A 13,126-nucleotide genomic window follows, 5' to 3' on the forward strand; every position below is an offset into this window, starting at 1 on the left:
AGAGGGAAACATGCGCACCACTTTAGCAATTGACGACGATGTCCTCGCTGCCGCCAAAGAGCTAGCATCGTTTCATCGCAAAAGCGTCGGTGAAGTTATCTCTGTGCTCGCCCGGCAAGCACTTCAACTGCAGGCGACCAGCCATGTCACGCGCAATGGTGTGCCGCTACTCCCAATGAAATCGAAAACCATGCCTTCCACACTGGAAATGGCCAACAAATTGCGGGATGAGCTCCCAGGATGAAATTCCTGCCAGACGTAAACGTTCTGATTGCACGGATGGCCCCTGGCCACATCCAATGCGACGGGATGGTCTACAGCAGCACTTTCCACTGCTCCAGCTTTTGAGCCAAACTAAGCGAGGCATGTGCCGGAGATGTCGAGGGCAGCACCAGCGTCCGATACCCCTCGGCGGCAAACTGCGGCGCGAACTTGCCCGAGGTCTGGCCGTTGAAACCCACCGTTTCCAGCTGCGGGCACAGCTCGCGCAGGCGGGCGAAGTCGTTGGCGGCCGGCTTGCGGATGGCGGAGTCGAGGCTGCCCTCGCGCTCGCAGGCGCCCAGCACATCCCACAGGCCGAAGCCGTGCGCCAGCAGACGCGGCAGGCGTTCGTCGTACGGCAGTTGGGCCAGCGGCTCACCCGTCAGCGCCGACAAAATCGGCCACAGCAGATTGCGCGGATGCGCGTAGTACTGCTGCGCCGCCAGCGAGGCGGCGCCGGGAAAACTGCCCAGCACCAGGATGCGCGTGCGCCCATCGATCACCGGCGCGAGGCCGGTCAGTGCGGGGCGGAGGGGATCTGTGGCATGGATCATGGCCGCATTGTACCCAAGCGCGGCGACGCCGCGTTTCAGGTGTAGAATTTACCGACGGCACGACCATACTAAAAAAAACCGGAGACACCCATGTCGCAACCCCGCACCATCGATACGCTGCTGGCCCAGTACAGCGAAAGCCACCTCAACCCCATCAATGAAATGATCCACTTCGTCTGCGTGCCGATCATCGTCTTTACGCTGCTGGGCTTGCTGTGGGCGGCGCATCCCTTGCTGGCGGTGGCGGTCACGCTGGCCTCGCTGGCCTACTACTTCAAGCTGTCGAAACCGTTCGCGGTGGGCATGCTGCTGATGACGACGCTGATGCTGGCCCTGCTGGCCGCCCTGCCCGACCGCGCCATCCTGCCGCTGTCGCTGGCGATCTTCGTGCTGGCTTGGATAGGACAGTTCATCGGCCACAAGATCGAGGGCAAGAAGCCGTCGTTTTTCGACGACCTGCGCTTCCTGCTGATCGGGCCGCTGTTTGTGCTGGGATTTTTGTATCGCCGGATGAAGCTGGCGTACTAGTGGAAGCCTGAAAACGCCAGCAGCGTCTGGGCGGCGCTCTGCATCTCCTCGTCGGCCAGCAACAGCACCAGCGCGGTACTGACCGCGACATAGCCCAGCAAGCCGACGACTTTGATTTGCAGCGCGGTATTCATGCCGCCCTCCCTTGATTGATGTGTCATTCCATCATACTTGCATTTTCAGCAAATTGCTCAAGATTTACGCAGCGATACCGACAAATCCGCCGATCTGTTGCGCCGCAACAAAATCATGGCTACTAGGCAAGGAATCGCCGGGGCGGCTATACTCGTTCGATGTCCTCACCACTCCTGTTCATCATTGCCTGCCTGATCTGGGGCTCCACTTTCTTCGCCATCACGCTGCAACTGGGCGAAGTCGCGCCCGCCGTGTCGGTGGTCTACCGTTTCGCACTGTCGGCGGCGGTGCTGTTCGCCTGGTGCCTGGTGCGCGGCGACAAGCTGCTGATGCCCTGGCGCACCCAGCGCTGGATGTTCCTGCAAGGCTGCGCCACCTTCGGCCTGAGCTACATCTGCACCTACAGTTCCGAGCAATACCTGGTCTCCGGCCTGGTCGCCGTGCTGTTCGCGCTGATGGTGTTCTGGAACCCCATCCTCAACCGCATGGCCTTCGGCACCTCGGTCAGCTGGCGCACCTGGAGCGCCGGCGCGGTCGCCATCTGCGGCGTCACGCTGCTGTTTTTCCAGTCGATCCGCGGCGCCTGGACCGAAATCATGTCCGGCGGCAACGGTCACTTCCTGCTCGGCCTGGGCCTGGCGCTGACCGCCACCATCGCCAGCTCGGTCGGCAACGTGGTGGTGATCAAGGTGCGCGAGCAATCGTCCAACGTGCTGCTGACGATGGCCTGGTCGATGCTGTGGGGCAGCCTGCTGGTGGCGCTGTGGGTGGTGGTCAGCGGCCAGTCCTTCACCGTGCCGGCCGGCCTGCCCTACTGGGGCGGACTGCTCTACCTGTCGCTGTTCGGCTCGGTGATCGCGTTCGCCGCCTACTTCACGCTGATCCACCGCATCGGCTCGCACAAGGCGGTGTACATCGGCGTGGTCACGCCGGTCATATCCGTGCTGCTGTCGATCCAGCTGGAGCACTTCCGCCCCGGACCGCTGCAATGGGCCGGCATGATTTTGTGCCTGTCCAGCGTCGCCTGGGCGCTGCAATCCGATTCCCCTTCCACCACACCAAGCACTGTAGAGGCCTAATGAGCACTTCCAACCTGACCATACGCCCGGCCCAGCCGGCAGACGTCGCCGCCATATTCAGCATGATTGTCGAATTGGCGGTATTTGAAAAACTGGAACACATGGTCGTCGCCAACGAAACCATGCTGCACGACAGCCTGTTCTGCGACAGGCCGGTGTGCGAAGCGCTAGTCGGCGAGACCGACGGCGAAGTCGTCACCTTCACGCTGTTCTTCCACAACTTCTCCACCTTCCTGTGCAAGAAGGGCCTGTACCTGGAAGACTTGTACGTCAGGCAGAGCGCGCGCGGCAAGGGCTACGGCAAGCAGATGCTGGTGGCGCTGGCGCAACTGGCGGTGGAACGCGATTGCGGCCGCTTCGAATGGTCGGTGCTGGACTGGAACAGCAACGCCATCAAGCTGTACGAAAGCATGGGCGCCTCGCTGCTGCCGGAATGGCGCATCTGCCGCGTCACCGGCGAGGCGCTGACGCATATGTCTCAAAGGGCTTGATATAGCGCAAAGCATGGCGTAGTCATGCTTGCAGAATGAATGTCGAACCTATCGCAGGAGACAGTCATGCCCAAATTGCCGCCCCTGGCCACCGCCGTCTACAAAGCCTGGCTGCGCGCCCGGCTGGAGCGCCACACGCAGGCGCTGGAAGCCATCGCCGCCCAGCGCGAGAACGATTTCCTCGCCGAGCGCCTGCTGCACAAGGAAATGGTGCTGCTGCGCTCCAAACTACACTCGCTGTGACGGCGCGCGGCTGGCCAGCCGCTCCAGCAGCTCGAACGCGGCCTGCGTCAGCAGCGCCAGCAACGCCGCCGGTATCGCCCCGGCCAGCAGCATGGCGTTATCGTTCAGCGCCAGGCCGATGGTGATGCGTTCGCCGTAGCCGCCGGCGCCGATGAAGGCGGCGATGGTCGCCGTCCCCACGCTCATCACCGCCGCCGTTTTCACGCCGGCCAGGATCACCGGCACGGCCAGCGGCAGCTCGACATGCACCAGCCGCTGCATCGGCCGCAGGCCCAGCGCCTGCGCCGCCAACCGCAAACCGGGCGGCACCTGCAACAAGCCGGTGCAGGTGTTGCGCACGATCGGCAGCAGCGCATACACCACCAGCGCCACCAGCGCCGGCGCCGTGCCTATCACGCCCAGCAAGGGTATCAGCAGCGCCAGCAAGGCCAGCGAGGGCACCGTTTGCAGCACGCCCGTCAATCCCAGCACCACCTGCCGCAGGCGCGGAAACGCCGCCGCCAGCACACCCAGCGGAATGCCGACCACGCAGGCCAGCAGCACCGCCACCAACACCAGCGTCACATGCTGGCGCGTCAGCGGCCACAGGTTCTTGTCGAAGAGCTTGGCCAGCAGGCCGTCGCGCAGCGGCGCCGCTTGCGCGGCCTTGCCGGCATCGGCGGATGGCGTCCCGGCGGCCAGCGGCTGGTGCGCGGCCAGCCAGTCGCGCGCCACCCCGGCGAAATTCTGGCCGTCGATTTCGGCGGCGGCGTTCATCGCGATCATGTCGGCCGCGCTGATGCGGCCCTCCAGTTGCGTGATCGCCTTCCACGCGGCCGGGAAGCGCTCGGCCGCATCGAGCCGGTACAGCAGCACCGCGTCGTAGCGCGGGAAGTAGGCGCGGTCGTCCTCCAGCACGCGCAAGCCATACTGGCGGATCTTGGCGTCGGTGGAGTAGATGTCGATCACGTCGACCTGGCGTTGCATCAGGCCCTCGTAGGCGATGCCGTGGTCCAGTCCTTCCGGTTGCTGCGGCAGGCCGTAGCGCTTGGCCAGGCCCGGCCAGCCGTCGGCGCGGCCGATGAATTCGTGCGACAGGCCGAAGCGCAAGCGCGGCTGCGCGGCCAGCTCGCTGAGTTTCGTCAGCCCGTCCGGCCCGCCGCGCATCGCCAGCGCGTAGGTGTTGTTGAAGCCCAGCGGCACCGCCACGCCCAGCCCCATGGGCGCCAGCTCGCGGCGGATCTGCTCCAGCGGCGCGGCCTGCGGGTGCTTGAGGATTTCCAGGTCGATGGTGCCGAGGTACTCGGGATAGACGTCGATGCGGCCGGCCTGCAAGGCCGCCAGCACGATGGCGGTATTGCCCAGTCCTTGCAGATGCTCTACTTTTGTGTGCGGGGCCGCGCTCTGCGCCAGCACCTCGCCCAAAATATAGGATTCGGTGAACCGCTTCGACCCCACGTGCAGCGTATCGGCCGACGCGGCACCCGCCGCGCCGGCCCACAACAGGGCCAGCAAAACTAGCAATCGTCCTTGCACACGCTCTCCGAAATGATGGTCAATCCAGAGAGCTTACCATCAAGCGCCCGCGCGCAACATGGCCGCCTTCAAGGCCTGGCTCAGCGTTTCATACGACTCCGACAGGTGCGCCTTGGCCTCGCGGCTCATCGGCTTCGCCATCGCGCCGCGGATATCGCGTTGCAGCGCCAGCGCGTTCTCGCGTTGCAGGCTGCGCGCATCGGCCGGCGTGATGGGCGAAGAGCGCAGCAGGATCGCGGTCAGGCGCTTCAAATGCTCGCGCTGCAGATTGCGGCGCATGCCGTTGATGTCCTTGCCGGTTTTTAGCTCGCTCCACACCGCGTCCTGCACGGTGGTGTACAACTCGTCGAGGCTGAGCGCCTGCTTGCGGTCGTCCAGCTTTTCCTGCGAATCGAGCAGGCGCACCGCCACCAGGTCGGACATCAGCTGGTCCAGCGCGCCGGACTGCAAGGACAGCACGCGGCCGCTGACCGACACGTCGGCCCGTCCACGCGACTCAAAATGGTCCGATCCCAGACGGCTGATCATCGCCGGCGAGAACTGGAAGCTGTCCGACTTGAACAGGCTGTTGGTCAGCATCTGCAAGGCGGCCCGCTGGCGCGGCAACGGCACCGGCGTGAAGGTGGCGCGGCCGGTGCCGGCGTGGTCGCGCAGATAGGTCACGCCGCCCACGTACTTGACCACCACCGGCATGGTGCGCGCGAACTGCTGGAAGCCGTAGTCGAAACTGCGGCGCAGCGTGTCATAGCTTTCGCCCGGTTTCAGCGTGCGGTTTTGCAGGCGGTCCCACAGCTCGCGCGAGATCGTCAGGCGGCGCTGGAAATAGGCCAGCGGATCGCTGCCCAGGTCGAACACGTTCACATCGGGATCGGAATTGAAGCCGCCCGCATCCTGGTCGGTGCCGAAGGCCAGCAGCGGCTCGTTCGAGCGCGCGGCGATCTTCGCCAGTTCTTCCTTCTCCTGCGCCGCTTCGAGCGGCTTGTAGGCGTACTCGATGGCCCAGTAATCGTAAGGCCCCAGCGTCGACGTCACATACTCGCCCTGCTTCTCGCCCTTGAGCGACAGGTTGAACGGCGTGTAGTCCATCACCGATCCGGCCAGGCCGTTCTTCCTGGTGAACTCCGGGTCCTGCAACTGCTTCATGCTGTAGATGGTCGACGAACGGAAGTTGTGCCGCAAGCCCAGCGTGTGCCCGATCTCGTGCATCACCACCGAGCGCACATAGGCTTGCGCCACCGCGTCCGCCTCCGGGCTGCCCATTTCCAGTTCGCCGCGCGCCTCCAGCAGGCCCATGGCGAAGCCCATCTCGGACGCCGACTCCAGCAAGTAGTCGCAGCGCGCTTCCTGTCCCGGCGTCGCCAGCGCATCCTGCAGCGGCATGCTGTCCTCGCCGATCATGCGGCGCGCGCCGCGCGCGAAGATGTCGGACATGCCGATGTCCGCATCGAGGATCTCGCCGCTGCGCGGATCGACCTGGCGCGGCCCGATGGCGAAGCCGACATCGCTGCCGACGAACCAGCGCACCGACGCATGCCGCGCATCCATCGTATCGAAGCGGTCCTTCTCGCCCTGCTGCCGGGCGACGATGGCGTTCTTGAAGCCGATGCGCTCAAACGCCTCGTTCCAGGCCAGGACGCCCTGCTTGACCGACTCGCGGTACTTCTCGGGGATGTTCGCGTCGAGCCAGTAGACGATGGGCTGCTTGGGTTCCGACAGCGCCTGCGCCGGGTCCTGCTTCTCCAGGCGCCAGCGGCTGATCAGGTGCACGGCGGTGGTCGGCGTCACGTCGTCGGAGTAGTCGTGCATGGTGTTGACAAAATGGCCGACGCGGTCGTCCGCCAGGCGGCCATGCATGGGCTGCGCCGGCAGCGGCATGAAGCTGTAGTAAAAACCGAGGAACATGCTGCGCGGGTCCGGCAGCGTGGTCGGCGGCATGGCGACCGCCACCGGCGTGGTCGGCATCACCAGCGGCGGCGCCGCGATGCGCGGCACGAAGAAGTGGGCGTTGACCTGCAGGCCGGTCATGGACTCGTCGGAACGGATGGTCTGGAAGCTGCTGTTGCGCGCGTCCATCGCATACGGCATGCGGAAGGCGGCCTCCAGCCGGGTCGTGAAACTTGGAATATCGCCGAACAGCAGGATGTTCGCCTCCACCAGGATCGCGCGGCTCTGCGGATGCGGGCCGCTGGCCACCGGCGCGATCGCCAGCAAGCTGTCGGAGAAGGCTTGCGACACCGCCAGCGCCTGCGGCGTGCCGGGCTTGGCGCCGTGGCGGGTGTTCTTGGCGATCATCTGCACCAGGTTGCCGACGCGGTGGAACACCACCACCTTGCTCAGGCCCATCTGGCTGCCATAGATACCGCGTTCGCCTATCCCGTTCGGCATGTTCACGGTCATGAAGATCGGCCGGTCGAACTGGTCGGGCCGCAGCTCGATCCAGACCTTCTCCTCCTTCTGGTACAGGTTCAGGAAGCCCTGCACATGGGCGGCGCCGCGCACCACCTCGGCGTAGGGCTTGGGCGCGGCTGCCGGAGCGGCGGCCGGCGCCGGAACGGAGGCTGGCTGCAAAGGCGTCGTGGCGACTACCGGGACTTCCGGTGCGTGGGGTACGGGCGTGGGCGGCACCGGCTCCTGGGCCAGCGCCTGCGCGCCGAGCGTCAGCAAGACGGCGGCGCGGAGAGAGTTCAAGACAGACATGGATATCCTGTTACGTTAGAAGAGGCATCCCGGTACTGTAACCGAAACAACAACTAACGAAACAGAATTTCCAGAGGCTGCGCTCTAAACATGCGGCGAACGCAACACGCCGGCATTGACCACGCCCCGGCAGGGATTGAGGCCGATGGCGTACGACAGGTCGGCCGGACGGGCGATGCGCCACAGCGCGAAGTCGGCGCGCTTGCCCACTTCCAGGCTGCCGATCTGCTGTTCGCGGCCCAGCGCGCGGGCGGCGTGCAAGGTGCAGCCGGCCAGCGCCTCCAGCGGCGTCAGACGCCACAGGGTGCAGACCATATTCATCGCCAGCAGCAGTGACGTCATCGGCGAGGTGCCGGGATTGCAGTCGGTGGCCACCGCCATCGCCACGCCGGCGGCGCGCATCGCGGCCACCGGCGGCGGCGTGGTGTCGCGCAAAAAGTAGTAGGCGCCGGGCAGCAGCACCGCCACGGTGCCGGCGGCGGCCATCGCCGCGATGCCGGCGTCGGTCAGGTGTTCGAGATGGTCGGCGGACAAGCCCTGGTAGCGCGCCACCAGCTCGGCGCCGCGCTGGTCGGACAACTGCTCCGCGTGCAGCTTGACCGGCAGGCCCTGCGCGCGCGCAGCCTGGAACACGCGCTCGGTCTGCTCGTGCGAGAAGCCGATGCGTTCGCAGAAGGCGTCCACCGCGTCGACCAGGCCTTCGGCGGCCAGCGGCGCGATCATCGCGCATACTGCGGTGATGTAGGCGTCGGCGCGGCCGGCGAACTCCGGCGGCAAGGCGTGCGCGCCGAGGAAGGTGGCGGCGACGCCGACCGGCAGCTCGCGGCCGATGCGGCGCGCCACGCGCAGCATATTGGCTTCCGATTCCAGCGTCAGGCCGTAGCCGGACTTGATTTCCAGCGTGGTCACGCCTTCGGCCAACAGGCTGCACACGCGCGGCAGGCTTTGCCGCAGCAGCTCGTCCTCCGACGCGGCGCGGGTGGCGCGCACGGTGGACATGATGCCGCCGCCGGCGCGGGCGATGTCTTCGTAGGTGGCGCCGTTGAGGCGCGCCTCGAATTCGTCGCTGCGGTTGCCGGCGTGGACGATGTGGGTATGACAGTCGATCAGGCCCGGCGTCAGCCAGCAGCCGCCGCCATCGTGCACGGTGACGGCCAGCACGTCCGGCGGCATCCCGGCCTGCGGCCCCAGCCACGCGATCTTGCCGTCCTTGACGGCGATGGCGGCATCGCGGATTTCACCGTAACCATCGGCCATCGTGGCCAGATGCACGTTCGTAAACAACACATCCCACATGCTTGCTACTTTCTTTAATTGTTGATGATGTCGACCACGAATACCGTCGCGCGCTGGGCTTCCATCGACCACTCTTCTTCCGCCTCCAGCACCAGCAGGTCGTAGCGCACCATGGCGATGCGTTCGCGCGCGCTGCTCACTGTCAGGCTTTCGCCGTCGGCCAGGAACAGCAGCGTGGTGCCGCTGCGGCGCTTGAGCTGCTCGGCGCCGCTTACCGCGCACGACTCCAGCCGGTGGCGGCAACGGCCGCGCCGTGTCATCACGTTGAAGTCGGTGGTCTGGCTGCCGGTGACGGTGGCGTGCACCGCCGCCTCGCCGTCGAACTCGATCAGCGGTTCGCTGGGGCTGAGCACAAAGCGCTCGTCGCCGAAATCCAGCAGCACGCCGTCGCCGTCGACCAGCGCCAGCGAACGGTCGATGCCGGGGAAGCTGGAAAAAGGCCCGCTCTGCGAGATGGTCGCCAGGCTGACGCGCCAGTCGAATTCATCGAAGCCGGCGCCGATCGGAGCGACGGCGATTTCCGTCGTGCTGCCGCCGCCGTTTTTCCACGGCGCGGGCCGCAGGCTTGCATACTGGATCAGCTGGGTCATCGGAACTCCCTCAGTTCGGCCAAGGTCTGCTTGAAGCGCGCAGCGATCGCCTGCTGCGCAACGTGCTGCTGATTGCGTACTACCCACTGGCCGCCGACCATAACGTCCTTGACCAGATTGTCATTGCCGCAGAAGACGAAGCTGCCGAGCACCTCGTCCAGCGCCAATCCATACAGATTCGGGTGCTGGTCGTCCAGCACGATCATATCGGCGCGGCGGCCCGGCGCCAACGCGCCCACCCGCCGACCGCTGGCCTGCGCGCCGCCGAGCAAGGCGCCCTGCCACAGGAAGTCGCCGACATTGCGCTGCTGCGCCGACACCGCGATATTGCGGCGCTGGTGTTGCAGGCGCTGGCCGTATTCCAGCCAGCGCAGTTCTTCCACCGCGCTTTGCGAAATATGGCTGTCGCTGCCGATGCCGAACCGTCCGCCCGCCGCCAGGAACTCCTCCAGCGGGAACAGGCCGTCGCCCAGGTTGGCCTCCGTGGTCGGACACAGCCCCGCCACGGCGCCGCTCCGCGCGATGTTGTCCACCTCGTCGCGCATCAGGTGCGTCGCGTGGATCAGGCACCAGCGTCGATCGACTTCCACCTGGTCCAGCAACCACTGCACCGGGCGGCGTCCGCTCCAGTCCAGCGACTGCTGCACTTCCTGCTTCTGTTCCGCGATGTGGATGTGCACCGGACGGTCGTCCGGCAGCGTCACCAGCACCTCGTTAATCTGCGCCACCGAGGCCGCGCGCAGCGAATGCGGCGCCACGCCCACTTCGGTTTGTCCATCGCGCAGGGGCTCGAGCGCCTCGATCACCCGCAGCACATCCTGCGGATCGGTCTTGAAGCGCTGTTGCTCCGGCTTCAAGGCGCTTTCGCCGAAGCCGGAATAACTATACAGCACTGGCAGCATGGTGATGCCGATTCCCGCCAAACGTGCGGCGGCGATGACACGCTCGGCCGTTTCCGCCGGGCGTGGATACATGGCGCCGTCCGGCGCGCGCTGCACGTAGTGGAACTCGCACATCGACGTGTAGCCGTGGCGCAGGCACTCCGAAAACAGCTGAGCCGCAATGGCCTCGATGTGCTCGGGCGTGATGTTGCGCGCGAAGCGGTACATCAGGTCGCGCCAGGTCCAGAAGCTGTCCTTGATGTTGCCAACTGCATCGCCGGCCTTTTCCGTGCGCCCGCCCAGCGCCCGCTGGAAGCTGTGCGAATGCAGGTTGATCATGCCCGGCAAGGCGTACTCCACCACCGGCGCGATCAGCTGCGCGCCGGCCGGCGCCACCACGCCGGCATCCACCCGGACGATGGTGCCGTTGGCGTCCCACTCGACCAGCACATCCTTGCGCCAGCCCTCCGGCAGCAGCGCGTTGCGCGCGAACAGCCGGTTCATGCGCGCCCCCAGTCGGCGGCGGCCTGCGTCATTTGCTGCAACACGCCTTGTATCTGCTGCGCGCGGTCCGCGCGGTAGCCGTACGGCGCTTCCTCATCCATGTAGGTCGACTGGCACATCTCCAGCTGGATCGCGTGCACATTGCTGGCCGGCTGGCCGTAGTGACGGGTGATGTGCCCGCCCTTGAAGCGGCCGTTGACCGCCACGCTGAACTGCTGCTGCGCCTGTGCGCGCGCGACGATGGCGTCGCTCAGGCCTTGCGCGCAGCTCTTGCCGTCGGCGGTGCCGAAGTTCAGGTCCGGCAGCTTGCCCTCGAAGAAGCGCGGCACCACCGACGCGATCGAATGCGCGTCCCACAGCACCACGCGGCCGTGCAGCGCCAGCAGCCGGTCCAGCTCCGCGCGCAGTTGATCGTGATATGGCTTCCAGTAGGCGGCCAGGCGGCGCTGTACTTCGGCCTCGTTTGGCGTATGGCCTTCGCGGTACAGCGGCTCGCGATGGAAGGTATCGACCGGGCACAGGCCGGTCGTATCCTGGCCCGGATACAGGTTGGTGTTTTCCGGCGGCCGGTTCAAATCGATGACGTAGCGCGACCAGCGCGCCGACAGCGTCGACGCCCCCATCTCGCCGAGGAACTCGTACAGGCGCACCAGGTGCCAGTCCGTGTCCTGCTTGTCGACGGCGGCCGGCGTCATCGCCGCCGCCACGTCGTCGGGAATATCGGTGCCCACGTGCGGCATGGACACCAGCAAGGGAATACTGCCTGCTTTGAACTGATAGTCCATGACGCCTCCTCTTATGGGTGCAGCGGCGTGAACAGGCTCTGGCACGACGCGCTCAACTCGCCGCGCATGACCATGCCCTTGGCCGCTTCGATATCCGGCGCGAAGAAGCGGTCGGCGTCGAAGAACGGCACCTTCTGGCGCAGCTGCGCATGCACGTGCTCCAGATGCGGCGAGGTTTTCAGCGGACGGTGGAAGTCGATGCCCTGGGCGGCCGCCAGCAGCTCGATGCCGATGATGACGGCGGTATTGTGCGCCATGTCGTCCAGTCGGCGCGCGGCGTAGGTGGCCATGCTGACGTGGTCTTCCTGGTTGGCCGAAGTCGGGATCGAATCGACGCTGCCTGGATGGGCCAGCGACTTGTTCTCCGACGCCAGCGCGGCGGCGGTGACGTGGGCGATCATGAAGCCCGAGTTCACGCCCGGATCGCGCACCAGGAACGGCGGCAGGCCGGACAAGGTGGCGTCGATCAGCAGCGCGATGCGGCGTTCGGAGATCGCGCCGATTTCGGCGATCGCCAGCGCCAGCGTGTCGGCGGCGAAGGCCACCGGCTCGGCGTGGAAGTTACCGCCCGAGACCACCACCGACAGTTCGCCGTCCTTGAACAGCAGCGGATTGTCGGTCACGGCGTTGGCTTCGATCAGCAGCGTGCGGGCGGCGTTGCCGATGATGTCCCAGCAGGCGCCCATCACTTGCGGCTGGCAGCGCAGGCAGTACGGGTCTTGCACGCGCTCGTCGCCGACCAGGTGCGAGGCGCGGATCGCGCTGTTGCTCACCAGTTGGCGATAGATCGAGGCGGCGGCGATCTGGCCGGGCTGGCCACGCACTTCATGCACGCGGGCGTCGAACGGCGAGTCGGAACCCTTGGCCGCATCCAGCGACAGCGCGCCGGACACCATGCCCGCTTCCAGCAGGCGCTCGGCCATGAACAGGCCGTGCAGCGCCAGCGCGGTCGACACCTGGGTGCCGTTGATCAGCGCCAGGCCTTCTTTCGCGGCCAGCACCACCGGCGCGATGTTGGCGGCTTTCAGTGCGTCGGCGGCAGGCATGATTTCGCCGTTGACGCGCACGTCGCCCACGCCCAGCATCGCCAGCGTCATGTGCGACAGCGGCGCCAGGTCGCCCGAGGCGCCGACCGAACCCTTGGCCGGGATGGCCGGCATGATGCCGGCGTTGTACAGCGCGATCAGCGTGTCGATGATCAAAGGACGCACGCCGGAGTAGCCGCGCGCCAGGCTGCCGATCTTCATCAGCAGGATCAGGCGGCAGACGGCGTCCGACAGCAGGCCGCCGGTGCCGACCGAGTGCGACAGGATCAGGTTGCGTTGCAGCTGTTCCAGCTTGTCGTCCGGGATGCGGGTCTTGGCCAGCAGGCCGAAACCGGTGTTGATGCCGTAGGCGGCGTCGCCCTTGGCGACGATGGCGCGCACGGCGGCGGCGGATGCTTCGATGATCGGGTAGGCTTCAGCGGCCAGCGCCAGCGGACCGGCGGCGCTCCACACGGTGCGCAGTTCGGTCAGGGTCATCGCGCCCGGTTTCAGGGTCAGTGCATTTTTCATAGAGGTTCTCA

The 13,126-nt window shown here is 66.2% G+C and carries 14 protein-coding genes; 5 read left to right on the forward strand and 9 right to left on the reverse strand.

Translation table 11 applies throughout. From position 1 onward, the window contains the following. Positions 1–10 precede the first annotated feature (10 nt). The gene (locus AC1RMD_RS17180) at positions 11–244 is read left to right on the forward strand and encodes a CopG family transcriptional regulator (protein ID WP_492927899.1); all 234 of its coding nucleotides are present in this window, start codon (positions 11–13) and stop codon (positions 242–244) included. 70 nt (positions 245–314) lie between these two features. Here the strand turns inward: AC1RMD_RS17180 and AC1RMD_RS17185 are convergent, their stop codons facing one another. Next, positions 315–815, reverse strand: coding sequence for a DNA-deoxyinosine glycosylase (locus AC1RMD_RS17185; protein WP_492927900.1), 501 nt, complete (start codon positions 813–815; stop codon positions 315–317). 90 nt (positions 816–905) lie between these two features. Between AC1RMD_RS17185 and AC1RMD_RS17190 the strand changes: the two genes are divergently transcribed. Next, positions 906–1,343: an Mpo1 family 2-hydroxy fatty acid dioxygenase gene (locus AC1RMD_RS17190; RefSeq protein ID WP_492927901.1), complete on the forward strand. Its 438-nt coding sequence runs from the start codon at positions 906–908 to the stop codon at positions 1,341–1,343. On the opposite strand, the gene AC1RMD_RS17195 is transcribed toward AC1RMD_RS17190, so the two are convergent. Further along, positions 1,340–1,477 (reverse strand): hypothetical protein, encoded by a 138-nt coding sequence (locus tag AC1RMD_RS17195; protein ID WP_492927902.1) that lies wholly within the window; start codon positions 1,475–1,477, stop codon positions 1,340–1,342. The genes AC1RMD_RS17190 and AC1RMD_RS17195 overlap by 4 nt on opposite strands. Positions 1,478–1,636: 159 nt before the next feature. Between AC1RMD_RS17195 and AC1RMD_RS17200 the strand changes: the two genes are divergently transcribed. The 3 genes from AC1RMD_RS17200 (at position 1,637) to AC1RMD_RS17210 (ending at position 3,291) form a co-directional block, all read left to right on the forward strand. Further along, positions 1,637–2,557 carry a DMT family transporter gene (locus AC1RMD_RS17200; protein ID WP_492927903.1) on the forward strand — a complete coding sequence of 307 codons (921 nt, stop codon included), beginning with the start codon at positions 1,637–1,639 and terminating at the stop codon, positions 2,555–2,557. Next, positions 2,557–3,048, forward strand: a complete 492-nt coding sequence (locus AC1RMD_RS17205) for a GNAT family N-acetyltransferase (protein WP_492927904.1) — start codon at positions 2,557–2,559, stop codon at positions 3,046–3,048. Before AC1RMD_RS17200 ends, AC1RMD_RS17205 begins: the two co-directional genes overlap by 1 nt. Positions 3,049–3,114: 66 nt before the next feature. Further along, on the forward strand, positions 3,115–3,291 hold the full coding sequence (locus AC1RMD_RS17210) for a hypothetical protein (RefSeq protein ID WP_492927905.1): 177 nt from the start codon (positions 3,115–3,117) through the stop codon (positions 3,289–3,291). Here AC1RMD_RS17210 and AC1RMD_RS17215 read toward each other — a convergent pair. The 7 genes from AC1RMD_RS17215 to hutH all read right to left on the reverse strand — a co-directional run bounded on the left by AC1RMD_RS17215 (position 3,277) and on the right by hutH (position 13,115). Continuing rightward, the gene (locus AC1RMD_RS17215) at positions 3,277–4,806 is read right to left on the reverse strand and encodes a glycine betaine ABC transporter substrate-binding protein (protein ID WP_492927906.1); all 1,530 of its coding nucleotides are present in this window, start codon (positions 4,804–4,806) and stop codon (positions 3,277–3,279) included. The genes AC1RMD_RS17210 and AC1RMD_RS17215 overlap by 15 nt on opposite strands. A 39-nt stretch (positions 4,807–4,845) precedes the next feature. Beyond that, entirely contained in the window at positions 4,846–7,503 is a 2,658-nt protein-coding gene (locus tag AC1RMD_RS17220) for a zinc-dependent metalloprotease (RefSeq protein ID WP_492927907.1), read from the reverse strand. 84 nt (positions 7,504–7,587) lie between these two features. Beyond that, positions 7,588–8,799, reverse strand: a complete 1,212-nt coding sequence (hutI, locus tag AC1RMD_RS17225) for an imidazolonepropionase (protein WP_492927908.1) — start codon at positions 8,797–8,799, stop codon at positions 7,588–7,590. A gap of 14 nt (positions 8,800–8,813) precedes the next feature. Then, complete coding sequence (locus AC1RMD_RS17230; RefSeq protein ID WP_492927909.1) at positions 8,814–9,389, reverse strand: HutD/Ves family protein; 576 nt, start codon at positions 9,387–9,389, stop codon at positions 8,814–8,816. After that, positions 9,386–10,774, reverse strand: a complete 1,389-nt coding sequence (locus tag AC1RMD_RS17235) for a formimidoylglutamate deiminase (protein WP_492927910.1) — start codon at positions 10,772–10,774, stop codon at positions 9,386–9,388. Before AC1RMD_RS17235 ends, AC1RMD_RS17230 begins: the two co-directional genes overlap by 4 nt. Next, complete coding sequence (gene hutG / locus AC1RMD_RS17240; RefSeq protein ID WP_492927911.1) at positions 10,771–11,559, reverse strand: N-formylglutamate deformylase; 789 nt, start codon at positions 11,557–11,559, stop codon at positions 10,771–10,773. The genes AC1RMD_RS17235 and hutG overlap by 4 nt, the downstream gene beginning before the upstream one ends. Before the next feature lie 11 nt (positions 11,560–11,570). Beyond that, positions 11,571–13,115, reverse strand: a complete 1,545-nt coding sequence (gene hutH, locus AC1RMD_RS17245) for a histidine ammonia-lyase (RefSeq protein ID WP_492927912.1) — start codon at positions 13,113–13,115, stop codon at positions 11,571–11,573. Positions 13,116–13,126: the final 11 nt, after the last annotated feature.

This window comes from Duganella sp. GW822-FHT06D06 (genome assembly GCF_058799615.1).

Excerpts from the sequence above, each read along its gene's own strand:
- AC1RMD_RS17205 (WP_492927904.1), top strand. The coding sequence starts at position 2,557 with ATGAGCACTTCCAACCTGACCATACGCCCGGCCCAGCCGGCAGACGTC.
- hutH (WP_492927912.1), bottom strand. The coding sequence starts at position 13,115 with ATGAAAAATGCACTGACCCTGAAACCGGGCGCGATGACCCTGACCGAA.
- AC1RMD_RS17180 (WP_492927899.1), top strand. The coding sequence starts at position 11 with ATGCGCACCACTTTAGCAATTGACGACGATGTCCTCGCTGCCGCCAAA.
- AC1RMD_RS17230 (WP_492927909.1), bottom strand. The coding sequence starts at position 9,389 with ATGACCCAGCTGATCCAGTATGCAAGCCTGCGGCCCGCGCCGTGGAAA.
- AC1RMD_RS17210 (WP_492927905.1), top strand. The coding sequence starts at position 3,115 with ATGCCCAAATTGCCGCCCCTGGCCACCGCCGTCTACAAAGCCTGGCTG.
- AC1RMD_RS17220 (WP_492927907.1), bottom strand. The coding sequence starts at position 7,503 with ATGTCTGTCTTGAACTCTCTCCGCGCCGCCGTCTTGCTGACGCTCGGC.
- AC1RMD_RS17190 (WP_492927901.1), top strand. The coding sequence starts at position 906 with ATGTCGCAACCCCGCACCATCGATACGCTGCTGGCCCAGTACAGCGAA.
- AC1RMD_RS17200 (WP_492927903.1), top strand. The coding sequence starts at position 1,637 with ATGTCCTCACCACTCCTGTTCATCATTGCCTGCCTGATCTGGGGCTCC.
- AC1RMD_RS17185 (WP_492927900.1), bottom strand. The coding sequence starts at position 815 with ATGATCCATGCCACAGATCCCCTCCGCCCCGCACTGACCGGCCTCGCG.
- AC1RMD_RS17195 (WP_492927902.1), bottom strand. The coding sequence starts at position 1,477 with ATGAATACCGCGCTGCAAATCAAAGTCGTCGGCTTGCTGGGCTATGTC.
- AC1RMD_RS17235 (WP_492927910.1), bottom strand. The coding sequence starts at position 10,774 with ATGAACCGGCTGTTCGCGCGCAACGCGCTGCTGCCGGAGGGCTGGCGC.
- hutI (WP_492927908.1), bottom strand. The coding sequence starts at position 8,799 with ATGTGGGATGTGTTGTTTACGAACGTGCATCTGGCCACGATGGCCGAT.
- hutG (WP_492927911.1), bottom strand. The coding sequence starts at position 11,559 with ATGGACTATCAGTTCAAAGCAGGCAGTATTCCCTTGCTGGTGTCCATG.